We start from the raw sequence: 17222 nt of genomic DNA on the forward strand, positions 1-17222 counted from the left end.
GTCGACCGTATCGTCGACACGCGCCCGTTCCAGCGGCTGCGGTACGTCCGCCAGCTGTCGGCGACGCACCTCGTCTACCCCGGCGCGAACCACACGCGCTTCGAGCACAGCCTCGGCGTCTACCACCTCGGACGCACCGTCTTCGAGAATCTGCGCACGCAGCCGTACTTCACCCGAAACGCGAGCGAGGAGGAGTTGGACGAGATCCAGCGCACGCTCGCGTGCGCGTGCCTGCTCCACGACATCGGCCATCCGCCCTTCTCGCACCTCGCGGAGGGCTTTCTGGACCGCTCCGAGCTGTACGACCGGCTCGCCGACCGCGGGCTGGTGGCCGCCTTCGAGGAGGCGGGACTGCGCGACGGCCCCCTGCGTGCGGCCAGCACCCACGAGCTGCTCGGGTGTCTGATCGTCTTGCGGGAGTACGGCGACGCCCTCCGCGCGCTGGAGGTGGACCCGATGGAGGTGTGCGGCTACGTGCTCGGCTACAGCCTCGTCTACGAGCGCGGCGGGCCGTGGCAGTACGGGCTCGGCGCGCAGCTGCTCCACTCGCCTATCGACGTGGACCGGCTCGACTACATCACCCGCGACAACCGCATGACGGGCGCGGACGTGTTGAGCTTCGACACGGACCGGATGGTAGACGCCTACACCGCCCATCCCGAGGAGGGGCTGGCGCTCTCCGAGAAGGCGCTCTCGACCATCGGCAACTACCTCGAGGGCCGGATCGCGTTGTACATGTGGGTGACCCAACACCACAAGTCGGTGTACGCGAACGTCCTCCTCCGGGCGATGCTGGAGGAACTCGACGAACTTCGGGACGCGCCGCCCGTGACGATCGACCAGGTGCTCGACGAGGACATCGACGACAACACCCTGATGGAGCGGTTGCGTCACGCCGCCGACGAGGCCCCCGAGGGGCGGCTCGCGGACCTGTACGACCGCTTCCGGGCGCGCCGGTTCCCGAAGACCTGCTGGAAACACCGGATCGCGTACGCCGACCGCGTCGACGCCGACCTCGACGCCTTCGGCGAGTGGCTGGTGAGCAACGACGACCGCCTCGAGGAGCTCGTCGCCGCGGAGATCGGGGTCCCGCCCCACGAGGTGTGGATCGAGCGCTCCTACGTGCCGGAGTACGAGCCGGGCGAACTCCGCGACATCCCCATCGCGTACGGCGGCACGACGCGGTCGGTCGGCGACTGGGGACTCTACGGCGAGCGGGCCTTCGACGTGCCGATCCCGTTCGTCTTCGTGCCGGAGGGGGAGCGGAAGCGCGCAACGCGGACGCTCGTGGAGCGGTTCCACGCCGAACACGGCGGGCAGGCCGAAGCCGACGCGGTGGAAAACCGCGAGAGCCGCTCCGACGGTCCCGAAGCGCCACCGGAGCGGTAGCCCCGTCGCCGGCGGAACGCTAGGGGGGATGCCGACGGACCAGGGACGGCCCGCGCTCAGTCGGCTCGCTGCAGTTCGACGCAGAAGACCGCGCCGCGGGGGTCGTTGTCCTCGATCCAGACGGAGCCGCCGTACGACCGCACGAGCTGGTCGACGAGGTAGAGACCGAGCCCGCTCCCGGCGCTTTCGAGCCCCTTCTCGCCGCGGCCGAACACCTCGCGCTTGCGGTCGTCGGGAACGCCGGGACCGTCGTCGGCGATGCGGACGACGACCGACTCGTCGTGCTCCTCGATCGAGACGGTGATCTCGGGGTGGTCGCCGTCGTTGTGGAAGACGGCGTTGTCGAGCAGGTTTCCGAACACCGACGAGAGCAGCGAGCTTGCCTCGACCCGGATGCCGTCGGGGAGGTCGTCGCCGCCGCGGATCGTCACCGACTCCGCGCGGAAGTCGAAACTGGAGTTGACCCGCCCGATCTCCTCGCGGAGCACCGGCGCCAGCGGCGTGGGCTCCAGTTCGGGGTCCTCGCCGGCGAAGACGCGCTCGATGTCGGCGACCGCGGTCGTCAGGTCCTTGGCGTGGGTCGCCGCGTCGAGGACGCGCTCGAGCGCGTCGCGGCGCTCCCCCTCGACCTGGTCCGTCAACGTCTCTCCCCAGCCCAGCGCGACCGCCATGTCGTTGCGGATGTCGTGCCGGACCACCTGGTTGAGCAGGGCCAAGCGGTCGCGCTCCCGCTCCAGTTCGAGCGCCGTCTCGTGGCGGTCGGTCACGTCTTCCTGAAAGCCGACGTAGTGGGTGAGCTCGCCGTCCTCGTCGAAAAGCGGCGCGATGGTGACCCGGTTCCAGAACTCCTCGCCGTTTTTTCGCTCGTTTATCAGCTCGACGGAGACGAACTCTTCCTCCTCGACGGCGTGGCGCATCTCGGCGATCGACGACTCGTCGCTGTTGTCGTTCTGGAGGAACCGGCAGTTCCGCCCGAGCACCTCGGGCACGGAGTACCCGGTGATGCGCTCGAACGCCTCGTTCGCGTAGATGATCGGGTAGTCCGGGCGGTCCGGGTCGGCGATGGTGATCCCCACCGGCGCCTCATCCATCGCGCGCTCCTTCAGCCGGAGGTCCGCGGCCGCGCGCACGTCCTCGTCGACGTCGGCGTGGACGACGACCGCGTACCGCTGGCCGTCGCGCTGGATCGGGATCACGCGGACCGACCGCGCGTGAGCGCCGTCGCCCTCGGTGTAGGGGTACCGCACCGTCGGCGGTTGGGTGCCGGACTCCAGCGCCGTGACGACCGACTCCGCGACGCGGGCGGCGTGCGGGTCGTCGCTCTCCCGCAGCGTGTCGAGGTACACCGAACCGTCCGCCCGTGCCAGGGGAACGTCCGCGGTCGCGGCGAACGACCGCCAGTCCTCGTTCAGGTCCACGATGCGCCCGCCCTCGTCGACGACCGCCAGGCAGTACGAAAGCCCGTCGAGCACGTCCCGGAGGATCGCCGGGGGAACCGGATCGTCTGGACTCACTGTGTCGGGGTACGGGATCGAGGGTAGTAGCTGTTTGGTACGGCCCCACGCATCGAGGCGCCGTAGATGGAGGCCGGAATCGGCCGGAACACTTGTCTTTTTTGCGTCGCAACCGGTCCTACGTACGATGGTCGATTCGCTCCGGGAGTTCATCGATCGGGCAAACGCGCCCGATCGGTCCCTGTTGCTGATCAATCGGTCCTCCCCGGACGCCGTGCGGAACCTCCTCGGGGACCTCCTCGATACGCAGCCAGTCGCCGTCGAAGACGTCGAGATGGCGGGGGAAGGCGAGGACCTGGTCGCGCTCGTCGAGGATGGGGACATCGTCGCCCGCTCCCCGCTGTCCGCGCTGATGGACTCGATCCTCCTGATCAACTCGGACCTGTTCAAGACGGGAGCCCGGAAGCTGACGGAGATCGACCTCCCGGACGTGTTCGAGGGGCTCGACGACTTCGCGTTCACCGTCCGCGGCTACCCCGCCTCGAACAAGGAGAAGCTCCTGCTGATCGTGATGTCGCGCGTGATCGAGCGCACTGCCTACGAGGCCGGGGCGGGAACGCTCCGGTCGTCGTTCCAGCGACTGTCCCGCCTGCAGGACGAGCGCGGGACCAACGAGGTCTATCGGTCCCTGGGCGAAACGACGGTCGACGTCCACGTCTACGGCCGCGACGACTGGGCGGACGTCCACGAACTCCCCGTGACGGTCCACGCCGGCGACTCCTACGAGTACCGGCGGTCGTGGTTCGTGGTGTTCACGCCGGACGACCCCGACGACCGAGACGACCACGTCGGCCTCGTCGCGATCGAGCGCGAGCGGAACGTGTGGGACGGCTACTGGACGTTCGACGCCGGGACCGTCCGCGAGATCGAGGCCTACCTCGCCAGCGAGCTCTGAGGGGGCCACGGAGCGGGGGCGGCTCAGTGTCCGCGGATTCCCGTTGGGTCAGCGCGTCACGGCGTTCGCGACCGGCGCGGCCAGCGAGGCGGTGCGGTCCCAGACCACGATGACGGAGGGGAGCACGAAGATCGACGCGAGGTAGGCGTAGAACACCCCGAGCGCGAGCAGGACCCCGAACTCAGCGACCAGCGGGATCAGCGCGAGATAGAGGGTTCCGAGCCCGCAGACGGTCGTGAGCATGCTCCCCGTGAGCGCCCCGCCGGTGCCCCGAGAGGTGATCAGCAGGGCTTCCTCGACGCTCCGGCCCGCCTCGTACTCGTCGACGAAGCGGTGCATGTAGTGGACCGTGTAGTCGACCCCCAGCCCGATCGACACGGAGAGGATCGGCGCGTTGAACGGCGTGAGCGGGATCCCGAAGTAGCGCATCGACCCCGCCAGCAGGCCGACGGTGACGAGCACCGGGACGAGGTTGATCAGGCCGTAGACGGCCCGGCTCTCCAGCCACCAGTACGAGACCATCAGGAACGCCGCCGTCAGCAGGAACGCGACGATCAGGCTCCGGATCGCCGACTCGGTGATCCGGTCGATCACCACCTGGTTGACCACGAGCGTGCCTGTCGGCGTCGCGTCGAGGCGCATGTCCTCGGCGACCGCGTTCGCGGCCGCGGTCGCCTCCGCCTGGTCGGCGTCGGCCGTGAGCGTGTACTCGATCCGCGTCGCGCTGCGGTCCGCGGTGAGGTAGTTGCGCGCCCGGTCGCCGTGTGCCGACGACAGCAGCTCGTCGTAGACGCGGTCGACCTCGCGGTCCGGGATTCCGTCGCCGTCCGTGTCGAAGCGGTCGACCATCGCTGCGAACTCGGGGTCGGCGGCGGCGCGCGACTCCATCACCGAGACGATGCTGGTCGCCTCCGCGCGGCGGTTCTCGGAGGCGAACGCGTCGGGCGGGTCCCGCGTGGCCCGGTCGACATCCTCCAGCGCGACATTCGACCGCACGTCCCTGTCCTGCACGTACAGCGTCACCGAGCCGATGAACCCCTGGTCGAAGTCCTCCTCGAGGTGGTCGAGCACGCGCATGAACGTGTACTCCGACGGCGCGAGCGGCTCCGGGAGCTGGCCGTAGGCGTCGACCTTCTCCTGGTCGGGGAAGAACGCCTCCTGCGAGAACTCCGTGTCGACCCCGGTCCCGTACGCACCCCCGGCCGCGCCCGCGACGAGCGCGACGACGAGCACGATGACGGGCGCGACCCGGGCCGCCTTCGCCCCGAGCGGGAGGACCGTCCCCATGATCGACCCCTCGCGGCCGAGCGGCGCGGTCCCGAACCGCGGGAAGCGGGTCCCCTCCCGGAGCCGGTCGAGGACGACCTTCCCCGCGGGCAGGAACACGCCGAAGATCAGGAACGTGAAGACGATCCCCGCCGCGGCGACGATCCCGAAGTCCTGGAGCTGGCCGAGCGAACTGGTGAGGTTGGCGGCGAAGCCGAAGACGGTCGTGAGCGTGACGATGAAGAAGGCGGTCGTCAGCTGGTCGGTCGTGAGCCGCATCGCCTCGCCGATCGCCGCCCCCTCGGCGCGCTCCTCGCGGTACCGGTTGATGATGTGGATCCCGAAGTCGATCCCGACCGCGAGCAGCAGCGGGAAGACGGTGACAAGCGAGTCGGAGAACGGGATGGACGCGTAGCCCATGAACCCGAACGTCCACACGAGCGTCATCAGCAGCGCGACCACGCCGAGGCCGAGGTCGACCGGGTCCCGGTAGGCCACGACGAGGAAGAAGACGATCAGAAGCAGCGCGGCGGGGAAGACGATGATCGCGGTGTCGGTCAACAGCTGATTGACCTCCTCGTTGATGATCGCGTCGCCGAAGACGACCACGTTCTCGCCGGGTTCCAGCCCCTCGACGCCGCCGACCACGTCGACCGTCCGCGTCTGGATGCTCGCACGCTGGCCCGTGCTCGCGGCCGGTGGCGTGTCGTACTGGACGACGACCTGCGCGACCTCAGCGGACCCCGACTCGGCGGTGAAGTCGGTGCTGACCGGGCCGATACCCCCGTTGTTGGCCGCCCGGCGGATGGCGGCGTCCAGCTCCCGCGCGGTGGCTCGCTCGACCGCGCGCCGCTGCGCCTCGGCGGTGTCGGCGCTCGGATCGAGCTGCGTCGCGACGATCGACGCCGGCCCGGTCGTGGTGGACACCCGGAGCTCGTCTTTGTCCTCCAGCCGCTCCTGTGCGGTCAGCATCCGCAACAGGCTCGGCTTCGAGAGGACGTTGCGGTCGTCGGAGACGAACAGCGTCGCCGTGCTCCCGCCGCTCTCGCGGCTGCCGCGCGAGAAGTCCTCCTCCATCGCGTCGAGGGCGTCCTGCTCCTCGACGTCGGCGGTGAACTGGTCGGTGCCGGCCTGCTGTTCGCCGCCCATCCCCATCCCGCCCGCGAAGACCAGCGAGACGATCAGGAACGCGACGACGACGGTCCGCGGTCGGCCGGAGACGGCGTCGTTGATCCGCTCCGTGAGCGCGTCGATCGGCGTCCGATCGGGGTCCGGTCCGCGCATCTGTCAGCGCCGCCGATACAGGACGACCCCGCCGGCGATCAGGGCGATGACCGCGACGAGCCCGCCGATGAGGATCACCGGCGACGGACCGCCACCGTCGTCGACCGGTTCGGACACCGCGACGGGCTGTTGATACGTGTCCGAGAGGACGGTCTCGCCGCGGGCGGTGTCGTACTGGAAGTCCATCTCCACGGGGTACGTCTTCGCCATCGTCCCCGCGGACGCGGAGACGGAGAACCGGATCTCGGTCGTCCCGTTCGGCGCGAGCTCGTCCACGAACGCCTCGTCGTTGGCGACCGACAGCGGGCTGTCCGCGTACACCTTCGCGTTCACGTTCGAGAGCGGCTCGGGCCGCTGGTTGGTGATCGCCACGACGAGCTCCGTCGACCCGCCCGCGGTGACGTTCGCCCGCACGTTCTCCACCCCGAAGGCGGACTGGCGCTCGTCGACGACCACGCGCTCTGAGACGGGGCCGACGGTCGCGGTCTGGCGACCGTCGTTGCTGTACTCGACGGAGAACCGGACCTGCCGGGGGCCGGGGTCGGCGGAGCCGCCCACGTCGGTCGGGAACGCGAAGTCGGCCGCCTCGCCGGCCGCCAGCTCGGGCAGCGCGTAGCGCCGCTCCTCGACGATCAGCGAGTCGGTGGTCGGCTCGATCACCAGCACGGCGTCGGTGAGCGCGGTCGGCCCCTCGTTGCGGAGCGTCCCCCTGATCTCGCCGTCGTACCCCACCGAGAGCGTGTCCGCGAGGTCCTCGATGGCGACCTCCTGTTCCGCCTCGGGATGGAGGCTGCCGTACGCGGGCGGCGCTTCGCGGTCGACGCCGTCGTCGTCGCGGTACCGGACCGCCGCCTCGACGGGCGTGTCGCCGGCGACGACCGACTCCGCGACGCTGGCGTCAACGGTGACGTTTCGGACCTCACCGGGCGCGAGCGTCCCGAGGTACGCCTCCGCGGCGCCCGCGCTCCCGCCGACGGTCACGCCGCCGCTCCCGGAGACGGTCGCTCGCGCCTCGTAGGCGGTCGACGAGCCGACGTTCTCGATCGGAACCGTCGCCTCGCCGCTCGTGCCGGGCTGGACATCGGTGCTGACGTTGCCGATGGCGAAGCGCGGCTCGTCGACGACCTCGACGGTCACCGAGACGTCCTCCGTCTCCGTGCGCTCGTTCGTGAAGCCGGAGTTCGGGTAGGAGCCGGAGGTGTACGAGTACTCGACCTCGAGGTCGATCTGGTAGGTGCCCGGCTCCAGGTCCTCGGGCGCCGTCACGCGGAACGGGGCCGTGACGACCTGTCCGTCCTGAATCGTGCCGAGCGCCGTGCGCTCGGTGGTCACCTCGAACGGACCGGCGTCGTCGACCGCGACCGTGACGCCGCGGGCGGTCTTCACCTGCGATCCGTCCAGTCCGGCCTCGAGCTCTCCGTCGTTCAGCAGCTGGACCTCCAAGGTCGACTCGCTCCCCGGGGTCACGTCGTTGTCCGGGAGGTGCGCCGAGATGTCCGGCTCCCCGCGGGCGAAGCTCTGGCCGGCGACCGGCCCCGCGACCATCGAGGTCACGAGCAGCACCGCGAGCGCGGCGGTCGCGAGGCGGGCCCGCCTCGTCATGGCTCACCCCCCGAACCGCGGGAGAACTCGATGTCGCTGTACGCGCCTCGCCGCGTCGTCACCGGGATCGTGTGCGTGGGAGCCATGAGGTTGGAGGACCGTCGCCGGCGAGCGCCGACGTGACTGTTGTGATGTTCCTCCCAACAAACCCACCACATATATACGTACCGAAAGGAATGCTCCGTCGATGACCGACGACGACGCGGTCCCCGCACTCGAGCGGTTGGGGCTGGCGACCAACGAGGCGAAGGTACTGTTGGGGCTCCAGTCCATCGGCACCGGACCGGCGCGACGGATCGCGGAGGCCGCGGACGTGCCCCGGTCGCAGGTGTACCCCGCCACGGACGGCCTCCAGTCGCGCGGACTGCTCCACGTTCAGCACACCAACCCGAAGGAGTACCAGGCGCTCTCGCCCGACGAGACGGTGGGCGTGCTCCGGTCCCGCCTCGAGCGCGACCTCGAGGCCGCCCGCGAGGGGTTACAGCGGCGCGAGCGCGACCAGACCGGCGCCGACGAGACGGCCGAGGAGATCTGGGTCGTCCGGGGACGCGAGTCAGTCGACGCCCGCGTGATCGAACTGATCCGGAACGCGGACCGGCGGCTGGTCGCCGGCATCGCCGAGGCGGAGTTCCTCCCCGACGCCGTCGCGGACGCGCTCGTCGACCGCGCCGGCGAGGGAATCGAGGTCCTCGTGATCGCCGAGGACCCGGCGATCCGGGAGCGGTTCGCCGACACGCCGGTCGCGACGCTCGACCCCCCCGAGGAGGTCACCGACGACGAGAACACGAGCCGCATGCTGCTCGTGGACGACGACGGGATGCTCCACGGCGTCCGCGGGAGCGACGACCTCCCGAACGCCGAGGAGACCGCCTTCTGGAGTCAGGGGTCCGGCTTCGCCGAACTGATCGTCTCGCTCGTCGAGTCGTCGGTGAGCGGAGGGCGGTGAGTCTCGCCTTTTCAGACACCGGAGGAACTCGCGACGGTCAAGGCCAGAGCCCACGCGCCTCGTGGGCCTCCGCGATCCGCGACAGCGCGACGACGTAGGCCGCATCGCGCCACGTCACGTCCCGCGCCTCGAACTCCTCGCGGACGGTTCGCCAGGCGGCGAGCATCTCCGTCTCCAGTTCCTCGTTGACGCGCTTGAGCGACCACGCGCGACGGTTGATGTCCTGGAGCCACTCGAAGTAGCTCACCGTGACGCCGCCGGCGTTCGCGAGGATATCCGGGATCACCGGAACGTCCCGCTCGGCGAGGATCGCGCTGGCGGCGCTCGTCGTGGGGCCGTTCGCCCCCTCGATGACGATGTCCGCGGCCACCTCGTCCGCGTTGGCCGCGGTCAGGACGTTCCCGATCGCCGCCGGGATCACCACGTCGACGTCGAGTTTCAGCAGCTCGTCGTTCGTCACCGTCTCCGGAGCCTCGTGAGTCAGCACCGCCTCCGGCTCCTCGTGATGGGAGGGGATCGCGTGCGTGTCAAGCCCGTTCGGGTCGTAGACCCCGCCGTTGACGTCGCTCACGGCGACCACGTTCGCGCCCCAGTCGTCGAGCAGCGTCGCGGCGTTCGAGCCGACGCTCCCGAACCCCTGCACGGCGACCGAGGTCTCCCTGAGCTCCTTGTCGTAGTACTCGATCGCCTCGCGGGCGATGATCGCGACGCTCCGACCCGGCGCCGCGTCGCGGCCCTCGCTGCCGCCGACGACCGGCGGCTTGCCGGTGACCACGCCCGGGACCGTCTCGCCCTCCTGCATCGAGTAGGCGTCCATCAGCCAGGCCATCGTCTGCGGGTCCGTTCCCATGTCGGGCGCGGGGATGTCCGTCGTCGGCCCGATGACCGACCGGATCTCGTCCGTGAACCGACGCGTCAGCCGCTCGGTCTCCTCCGTGGACAGGTCCTTCGGGTTCACGGCGATGCCGCCCTTCGCGCCGCCGAACGGGATGTCCATCACGGCGCACTTCCAGGTCATCCACATCGAGAGGCCGACACACTCCTCGCGCGTCACGTCCGGGTGATACCGGAGGCCGCCCTTGAACGGGCCGCGGACGCTGTCGTGCTGGGCGCGATAGCCGGTGTACACCTCCACGTCGCCGTTCTCTCGCTCGATCGGGACGGTGACCTCATGAACTTTTTTCGGGTGTTTGAGCCGCTCGACGACGGCGGGGTCGATGTCGAGGTGGTCGGCCGCGTGCTGGAGCTGTCTGCGCGCCGTCTCCAGCGCCGACTCCGGTTCGGTCGGCTCCTCCGTCGTCTCGTGGTCCCGCTCCGTGCGCGTCGTCGCGGACGTCGATGTCGGAGGCATCGTCATTCGATCGGCGTTCGTCGGTTCCGCATCTGGCCGGCACAGTCCGGACACCGGTCTGGGGCGTTCTCGGCGAGCACCACGTTCCCGCACGCGAAGCACTCGTAGGGCGATACCTCGGCCGAGTTCTGGTCGACGTCTCTCATGGGTGGTCGAGCGCCCCGGCCGTCCGGCGCGGGGGACTCTACAAGGCCATAATGAGGATATAAGGGAATATTCAGTAGTTGATTATCGAACCACTGCTGAGAGTGGAGGTTTATAGTTCAACCAGACGGGGAAGTCGCGACCGGCGTGTGGTCCTCGATCAGCGCCGCGAACAACTTCCGCTGTGCGGTCCGGATGTGCTGGTAGAACGCCTGCGGGGAGATGCCCAGCGAGTCCGCGACGGTCTCCCCGGTCGCCCGTCGCGGCGACTCGAAGAAGCCGCTGTAGTACGCCGTCTCGAGGACTTCGAGCTGCCTGTCGGTCATGCGGTCGAGCACCGACGCGTAGAACCCGTGCTCGGAGGCCTGCTCGCGCGTCTGCTTGGACGTGAGATCGGCGTCCGCGAACCGGTCGCCGACGAACCGCGTGACGTTCCGCACCTCGACGCCGCCGGGCACGTCGACGACCAGCGTCGTCTCACCGGCCGGCGTGGCCGACGCGCTCTGTAGAACGGCGCCGTGGTCGGCCAGTTCCGCCGCGAGGAACGGCTCGGAGAGCCGGAGACGCACCACGCCGCCGGCGTCGCCGCCCCGGATCGACCGCGCGTCCTCGACGACGGTGAGCCGGCGCGTCGCGTCGACGACGGCGTCGAGCGGCGCGTCCGCGACGGTGACGAACACGTCGTTGCCGCCGGCCGTCTGTCGAACGCCCCCCTCGTAGGTGAGCGCGCAGTCGGCGGCGTCGGCCAGCCGAGCGAGCACGAACGACGGGTCGGCGACCGCGTACTCGACCCGCGTCAGCGACGTGGTGAGGAGCGCCCGCTTGCGCTCGCTGGCGCTGATCGCGGCGGCGATGGTCTCGCCCAGCTCCGCGAGCACGGCCCGAACGGTCCCGTCGAAGGCGTCGGGCGTTTCCGCGTACACCGTCAACACGCCGTACGAGAGGTCGTTGTACACGAGCGGGACGCTCACCACGGACAGCAGGTCCCGGGAGATGGCGTCCGTGCGCCACGGGGCCGCGCGGAGGTCGGCCGCGACGTTCGCGACGTGGGTCACCTCGCCCGTCGCCGCGGTCCGGCCCGCGGGGTCGACGCCGTCCGCGGAGACCGGGATCGACCGGGCGTCGAGGTAGCCCTGATCGGTCCCCGCCCACGTCTGCGGCGTCACCGTCTCCCCCGCGTCGTCGAGGGTGCCGATCCACGCGAACCGGAAGCGCCCGTCGGCGGTGAGTCGGTCGCAGACGGTGTGGTCGATCTCTTCGCGGGTCTCCGACCGGACGATCGCCTGATCGATCTCGCGGATGGTCTCGTTGATGCGGTTGAGCGCTGTGAGCTGGTCGTTCCGCCGCTGGAGCTCCCGGTCCTGTTCGCGGAGCTTCGACTCCCGGTCGACGCGGTCGAGCGCCGCCTCGGCGGTCGCCGCCAGCAGGTCCGCGAGCTCCCGGGTCACGTCGTCGAAGGCGCCGACCGCGGTCGAGCCGGCGACGAACACGCCGTGGTCCCCGAGCGGGATGTACGCCGCGCTCCGGAGGTCGGTCGCCGGGTTTGTGAGACGGTCGGCGTCGTGGACGTCCGCGAAGAACAGGGGCTCGTCCTCGACGAAACAGTGGCTCACGAGGTCACGGCCGTCGGCGTGAACGGCGGGCAAGGGACCGTGTACCTCGCGCATCGCCCGCGAGTGAGCGACCGGCTCGAGGTGGTTGTCGTCGGCGTCGAAGCGGTAGACGGCGCTGGCGTCGAGGTCGAGCACGGCCGCGGTGTCGTCGACGACGTGCTGGGCGATCTCCTGATGGGTCTCGGCGTACAGGAACTCCCGGGCGGTCTCCTGGAGGGTGGCGAGCGCCTGTTCGCGCTGCTTGCGCTTCGTGATGTCCCGACAGCTGTACAGCAGCGTCCCGTCCTGGATCGACACCTCGCGAACGTTCACCAGCAGGGTGTGCTCGCGGCCCGCCTTGTCCGTGGCGGTGGTCTCGATGTTCTTCAGGACGCCCTCCTCGGCGAGCGCCTCGCGGTCGAAGAGGTCGTCGCCGAGCAGGTCGTCGATCGTGCCCAGGTCGCGGATCTCGTCGGCGGTGTATCCGAAGATGAAGTGGACGTTCGGACAGACGTAGGTGTACTCGCCGTCCGCGTCGGTCATGAGCACGGTGTCGGTCATGTTGTTGAGCGTGACCCGGTGGAGCTCCTCGGACTGTCGGAGCTCACGCTCGAGGTCGACGCGGTCGGTGATCTCGTCGCTGTCGACGATGATCGAGACGAGCTCGCCCTGTCCGTCGGTGACCGGCCGCACGGAGAGTTCCAGCACGCGGCTGCCGGCGACCGCGTCCCGGGGAAGCACGGCGTGGCCGGACTCCCCGTCTCGCGCCGCCTCCACGAGGCGGCGGACATCGGCGCGCGTCCGGTCGTCGTCCCACCACGGGAGCGTCCAGAACGGCTCCCCGACGACCGCGTCGGCGTCCGCGGCCACCGCCTCGCGGGCGGCGCGGTTGACGCGCGTGAGCGTGCCCTCGGGGTCGAGCACCCACGTCGCCGACTCGGCGTCGTGGAAGACGGCGTCGAACTGTCGCGCACGCTCGCGTCGCGTCTCCGACCGCCGGGCCTCCCGGATCGCGGCCTCGGTGCGCCGGAGGGCGTCATCGACGGCGTCCGACACCGGCTCGGAGACCCGGAGGTAGTCGGTGACCCCCGCCTCGATGGCCTCGGCGGCGATCGACTCGCTGCCGTCGGCCGTTCCCAGGACGACCGGGAGCGTCGGCATCTCCTCGCGGACGCGACGAACGAGGTCGATACCGGTTCCGTTCGGGAGGGTGTAGTCGGCGACGACGCAGTCGGCGCGCTCGCGGGAGAGCGTCTCGCGGGCCGCCGCCGCGGTCGAGACGCGACGGACGGTCGCGCCGGATTCCTGGTGGAGCGCGTCGGCGTAGGCGGCGAGCCACGGTTCGTCGCCAACGACGACGACCGCGGACGTGTCGAGGAGGCTACTGGCGGTGGGACTCATGTGGGGAACGGGAGTGGGAACGGGAACGGTTGAGCACGAAACCCGCGGGTCGGTGCGGAGGTCTGATGCCGACTGCTACTCGTGCGACGACCAAAACGCTGCTGTTTACTTATCAACCAGGAGTGTATCCCCGGTTTCATGGACAACAGCCACCGTGGTCGCGGCGGCCCGGCGACGAGACCGCGACGCGACCGCCGTGGCGAGCCGCGTTCGGGGCGACCAAGACAATTACCACGGCGGCCCCGAGACGGACTCATGACCGGTGACGCCGAAGCGAGCCCGGACTCGGCAGTGCCCGCGGAGCTGGAGGACGTCGACATCCTCCACGTCGACGACGAGCCGGACTTCGCCGACCTCGTCGCCACGTTCCTGGAGCGCGAACACGGCGCGTTCACCGTCCACACCGAGACGGACCCGCGGGACGCCCTCGACCGGCTCGACGACGAGGACTGCACCGTCGACTGCGTCGTGAGCGATTACGACATGCCGGGGCTGGACGGGTTGAACTTCCTCGAGCGCGTCCGCGACCGCCGTCCCGGGCTCCCGTTCGTGCTCTTCACCGGGAAGGGGAGCGAGGAGATCGCCAGCGAGGCCATCTCGGCCGGCGTCACCGACTACTTACAGAAGGCCGGCGGCACGGAGCAGTACCGAGTCCTCGCCAACCGGGTACGGAACGCGGTCGCGGGATACCGGGCCGAGCGGGACGCCAACCGCGGCCTCGAGGCCATCGAGACGGCGCGGGACGGCATCGCCATTCTCGACGGGGACGGCCACATCGAGTACGCGAACGACGCCTGTGGCGAGATCCTCGGCTACGACCGCGAGGAGCTCGTCGGGCTCCACTGGGAGACGTTCTACCGCGACGAGGACGTACCGTTCGTCTACGACGTGCTCCTCCCGGAGGCACGCGAGGGGCGGTGGCGCGGGACCACCTCGTTCCTGCAGAAGGACGGAACGGAGATCGACGTCGATCACGCGCTCTCGTACAGCGACGACGGCTCGCTCATCTGTACGCTCAGTCCGCGGGCGATCGCCGACACGGGCACACCACCGGCGATGGCCGACACGGGCGCGACGCCGCCGTCGGCCGACACGGGCGCGACGCCGCCGTCGGCGAGGGAGCGGGCGATGAACGAGGCGCCGATCGGGATCGTCCTGACGGATCCCCTCGAGACGGGCGAGCCGATCGTCTACGCGAACGACGCGTTCACGATGCTTACCGGCTACGAGACGCACGCGGTCGTCGGGCGGGACCGCGGGATCCTCTGGGGTGAGGACACCGCCGCCGGGGCGCTCGCGGAGCTTCGTACCGCGATCGACGACCGCGAACCGGCGACCGTCGAACTGCGAAGCTACCGGAAAGACGGCGAGGAGTTCTGGAACCGCGTCCGCGTCGCCCCGCTGTTCGACGACGAGGGCGACCTGGACTTCTTCGTCGAGTTCCACGAGGACGTGACGGAGCGGAAACGAGACGAGGAGCGGCTGCAGTCGCACACCGCGCGGCTCGAAGCCCTCTTCGAGCACTCGCCGGACATGATCGCGGTCCACGACATCGACGGCGTCATCCGGGACGTCAACCAGCGACTGTGCGCCGAGCTCGGGTACGCCGAGAGCGAACTCGTCGGGCGAACCGTCTGGGACATCGACCCGACGGCCGACCGCGACCGCGCGACCTCGTTCTGGGAGACCCTCCCGCCGAACACCTCGCATCGGTTCGAGGGAAAGCTCGAACGCGAGGACGGGTCGACGTTCCCCATCGAGGTCCACCTCATCCGCCTGAATCTGGACGGCGAGGATCGGTTCGTGGCGATGGACCGGGACATCAGCCGGCAGAAGCGCCGCGAGCGCGAACTCGTGCAACAGAACGAACGGCTCGACCGGTTCACCAGCGTCGTGAGCCACGACCTTCGGAACCCGCTGCAGGTCGCGGAGGGGCGCATCGAACTGCTGCGGGAGGACTGCGAAAGCGAGCACATCGACGGGATCGACGACGCGCTGGACCGCATGGACGCGCTGATCGAGGACCTGCTGGCGCTCGCACAGACGGGCGAAGCGGCGATGGACATCGAGCCGGTCCGGCTGTCGGACATCGTGCGGACGTGCTGGGAGACGCTCCCGACGGCGAACGCGACGCTGACGGTCGAGACCGACCGGACCGTCGAGGCCGACCGCGACCAGCTCCGCCAGCTCGTGTCGAACCTCCTCCGGAACGCGGTCAAACACGGCGGGGCGGACGTCAGCATAACGGCCGGTGACACGGCGGACGGCTTCTACGTGTCCGACGACGGGGTCGGGCTCCCGGAGTCCGAACTCGAGGACGTGTTCGAGTCGGGATACACCACCGCCGCCGACGGAACGGGCTTCGGGCTCAGCATCGTCGACGAGGTCGCCGACCGCCACGGCTGGGCGGTCTCGGCGACGAACGGGGACGACGGCGGCGCCCGATTCGACGTGACGACCGACCGCTGACCCGTCCCGACGGCCTTCGGCGCTCGTCAGCCGCCGCAAAAGCGACCCGCAAACGGAGTTAAACCGACCAAACTCGGGTGGACGATGTCGGCTTTATAACCCTCCGAGGGCCCGTGGTTCGAACACGATGCACGACTCAGGAACGACGGACGGCGAGGATCGGAACAGTGCGGGAGCGACGGACGCGGTGGGGCGCCGCCGGTTCGTCGCGCTCGGGGCGGGCGCGAGCGCGACGCTTCTGGCCGGCTGCTCGGGCGCGACCGACTCGGACGGAACGACCGCGGACGGCGACGGGACCGGCGACGGCTCGACCACCGAGTCGGGGTCGGACGGGTCGACGACCGTGGGAAGCTTCCGGCTGCTCGTCAGCGACCAGCCCGCCGACATCGGCGACTTCGAGGAGCTGAACGTGACCCTCGATCACGCCCGCGTGTTCCGCGGCGAGGGGGACGACGAGGAGACCGAGGACGAGTCGGAGACCGAGGACGGGACCGAAAGCGGGACCGAAACCGCGGAGTCGACGGAGACGACGACCGAGACGGCGACGGCGGAGGCGACGACCACCGAGGCGACGACCGAGGCGGAGTCCACGGACGAGGACGCGGCCGACGAGACTGAGGACGGCGACGAAGACGCGGACGAGGAGGAAGACGAGTCCGAGGAGGACGAAAACGACGACGGGGAGAACGGCTTCTCCGAGATCGACCTCGACGGGAGGACGGTCGACCTGACCGAGGTCGTCGGCGACAAGGCCGTCAGCGTGTTCGACGGCGAGCTCCCGGCGGGGCGCTACACCAAGGTCGAGTTGCACGTGCGCGACGCAGAGGGGATCGTCGACGGCGAGACCGTCGGCGTGAAGGTGCCGAGCGAGAAGCTCCAGATCGTCAAGCCGTTCGAGGTCGTCGCCGGCGAGTCCCTGAGCTTCGTCTTCGACATCAACGTGGTCAAGAAGGGCAACACCGGCGAGTACAACCTGCTGCCGGTTATCTCCGAGAGTGGCGTCGCCGGGAAGGACGTTGACGTGGAGGAGGTCGGTGAGGACGGCGAAGACGGCGAGGACGACGGAGACGACGAGGGGACCGAGACGGACGAAACCGACGAAGAGTCCACGGAAACGGACGAAACCGACGAGGGGTCGCCCGAGGACGCCGGCGGGAACTCCGGAGGCGACTGATCCGGATCACGGCCGCGCCACGAGCGCGGCTGTGACCGTCCGGCCGGCCGATTGCCAAAGACGTAACTCGCGGGGCGCGTAGTGGCCGCCATGAGCTACGAGGCGGTCTTTCTGGACCTCGACGACACGCTGTATCCGTACCCGCCCTGTAACGAGGCGGGCAAGCGGGCGGCGTTCGCGGAGGCGAAGCGGCTT

At 69.9% G+C, this 17222-nt stretch carries 11 protein-coding genes and 1 pseudogene; 6 read left to right on the top strand and 6 right to left on the bottom strand.

Translation table 11 applies throughout. The features are described from left to right. Positions 1–1389 (top strand): HD domain-containing protein (locus AN233_RS02050; protein ID WP_058365202.1); only part of this gene is annotated, 1389 nt, incomplete at its 5' end. Between the two features lie 56 nt (positions 1390–1445). On the opposite strand, the gene AN233_RS02055 is transcribed toward AN233_RS02050, so the two are convergent. Further along, positions 1446–2903, bottom strand: a complete 1458-nt coding sequence (locus AN233_RS02055; protein WP_058365203.1) for a receiver/sensor box histidine kinase — start codon at positions 2901–2903, stop codon at positions 1446–1448. Between the two features lie 127 nt (positions 2904–3030). Here AN233_RS02055 and AN233_RS02060 point away from each other — a divergent pair, with 127 nt between their 5' ends. Continuing rightward, positions 3031–3798: a DICT sensory domain-containing protein gene (locus AN233_RS02060; protein WP_058365204.1), complete on the top strand. Its 768-nt coding sequence runs from the start codon at positions 3031–3033 to the stop codon at positions 3796–3798. Between the two features lie 48 nt (positions 3799–3846). Here the strand turns inward: AN233_RS02060 and AN233_RS02065 are convergent, their stop codons facing one another. Beyond that, positions 3847–6348, bottom strand: a complete 2502-nt coding sequence (locus tag AN233_RS02065; protein ID WP_058365205.1) for an efflux RND transporter permease subunit — start codon at positions 6346–6348, stop codon at positions 3847–3849. 3 nt (positions 6349–6351) lie between these two features. Then, positions 6352–7950, bottom strand: coding sequence for a COG1361 S-layer family protein (locus tag AN233_RS02070; protein ID WP_058365206.1), 1599 nt, complete (start codon positions 7948–7950; stop codon positions 6352–6354). A 187-nt stretch (positions 7951–8137) separates the two neighbouring features. On the opposite strand from AN233_RS02070, the gene AN233_RS02075 reads away from it, so the two are divergent. Beyond that, positions 8138–8896 carry a TrmB family transcriptional regulator gene (locus AN233_RS02075; RefSeq protein WP_058365207.1) on the top strand — a complete coding sequence of 253 codons (759 nt, stop codon included), beginning with the start codon at positions 8138–8140 and terminating at the stop codon, positions 8894–8896. 37 nt (positions 8897–8933) lie between these two features. Here AN233_RS02075 and gdhB read toward each other — a convergent pair whose 3' ends face one another. The 3 genes from gdhB to AN233_RS02085 form a co-directional block, all read right to left on the bottom strand. Next, complete coding sequence (gene gdhB / locus AN233_RS02080) at positions 8934–10253, bottom strand: glutamate dehydrogenase GdhB (RefSeq protein WP_058365208.1); 1320 nt, start codon at positions 10251–10253, stop codon at positions 8934–8936. After that, positions 10250–10393 carry a rubrerythrin-like domain-containing protein gene (locus tag AN233_RS16680; RefSeq protein ID WP_125919955.1) on the bottom strand — a complete coding sequence of 48 codons (144 nt, stop codon included), beginning with the start codon at positions 10391–10393 and terminating at the stop codon, positions 10250–10252. The genes gdhB and AN233_RS16680 overlap by 4 nt, the downstream gene beginning before the upstream one ends. A gap of 117 nt (positions 10394–10510) precedes the next feature. Next, complete coding sequence (locus AN233_RS02085) at positions 10511–13384, bottom strand: bacterio-opsin activator domain-containing protein (RefSeq protein ID WP_058365209.1); 2874 nt, start codon at positions 13382–13384, stop codon at positions 10511–10513. Positions 13385–13639: 255 nt separating this feature from the next. Between AN233_RS02085 and AN233_RS02090 the strand changes: the two genes are divergently transcribed. The 3 genes and pseudogenes from AN233_RS02090 to AN233_RS18350 form a co-directional block, all read left to right on the top strand. Next, positions 13640–15853 (top strand): PAS domain S-box protein, encoded by a 2214-nt coding sequence (locus AN233_RS02090; protein ID WP_058365210.1) that lies wholly within the window; start codon positions 13640–13642, stop codon positions 15851–15853. 127 nt (positions 15854–15980) lie between these two features. Continuing rightward, on the top strand, positions 15981–17027 hold the full coding sequence (locus AN233_RS02095; protein WP_080508302.1) for a DUF4382 domain-containing protein: 1047 nt from the start codon (positions 15981–15983) through the stop codon (positions 17025–17027). A gap of 90 nt (positions 17028–17117) precedes the next feature. After that, positions 17118–17222: pseudogene (locus AN233_RS18350) on the top strand (HAD family hydrolase); the annotation flags it as partial.

Origin of the sequence: Haloparvum sedimenti (assembly GCF_001462205.1) — an archaeon.
GTDB classification, from domain to species: Archaea; Halobacteriota; Halobacteria; order Halobacteriales; family Haloferacaceae; genus Haloparvum; species Haloparvum sedimenti.

Bases quoted from the DNA above. Each gene is read 5' to 3' on its own strand.
- AN233_RS02060 (WP_058365204.1), top strand. From the start codon at position 3,031: ATGGTCGATTCGCTCCGGGAGTTCATCGATCGGGCAAACGCGCCCGAT.
- AN233_RS02065 (WP_058365205.1), bottom strand. From the start codon at position 6,348: ATGCGCGGACCGGACCCCGATCGGACGCCGATCGACGCGCTCACGGAG.
- AN233_RS02070 (WP_058365206.1), bottom strand. From the start codon at position 7,950: ATGACGAGGCGGGCCCGCCTCGCGACCGCCGCGCTCGCGGTGCTGCTC.
- AN233_RS02075 (WP_058365207.1), top strand. From the start codon at position 8,138: ATGACCGACGACGACGCGGTCCCCGCACTCGAGCGGTTGGGGCTGGCG.
- gdhB (WP_058365208.1), bottom strand. From the start codon at position 10,253: ATGACGATGCCTCCGACATCGACGTCCGCGACGACGCGCACGGAGCGG.
- AN233_RS16680 (WP_125919955.1), bottom strand. From the start codon at position 10,393: ATGAGAGACGTCGACCAGAACTCGGCCGAGGTATCGCCCTACGAGTGC.
- AN233_RS02085 (WP_058365209.1), bottom strand. From the start codon at position 13,384: ATGAGTCCCACCGCCAGTAGCCTCCTCGACACGTCCGCGGTCGTCGTC.
- AN233_RS02090 (WP_058365210.1), top strand. From the start codon at position 13,640: ATGACCGGTGACGCCGAAGCGAGCCCGGACTCGGCAGTGCCCGCGGAG.
- AN233_RS02095 (WP_080508302.1), top strand. From the start codon at position 15,981: ATGCACGACTCAGGAACGACGGACGGCGAGGATCGGAACAGTGCGGGA.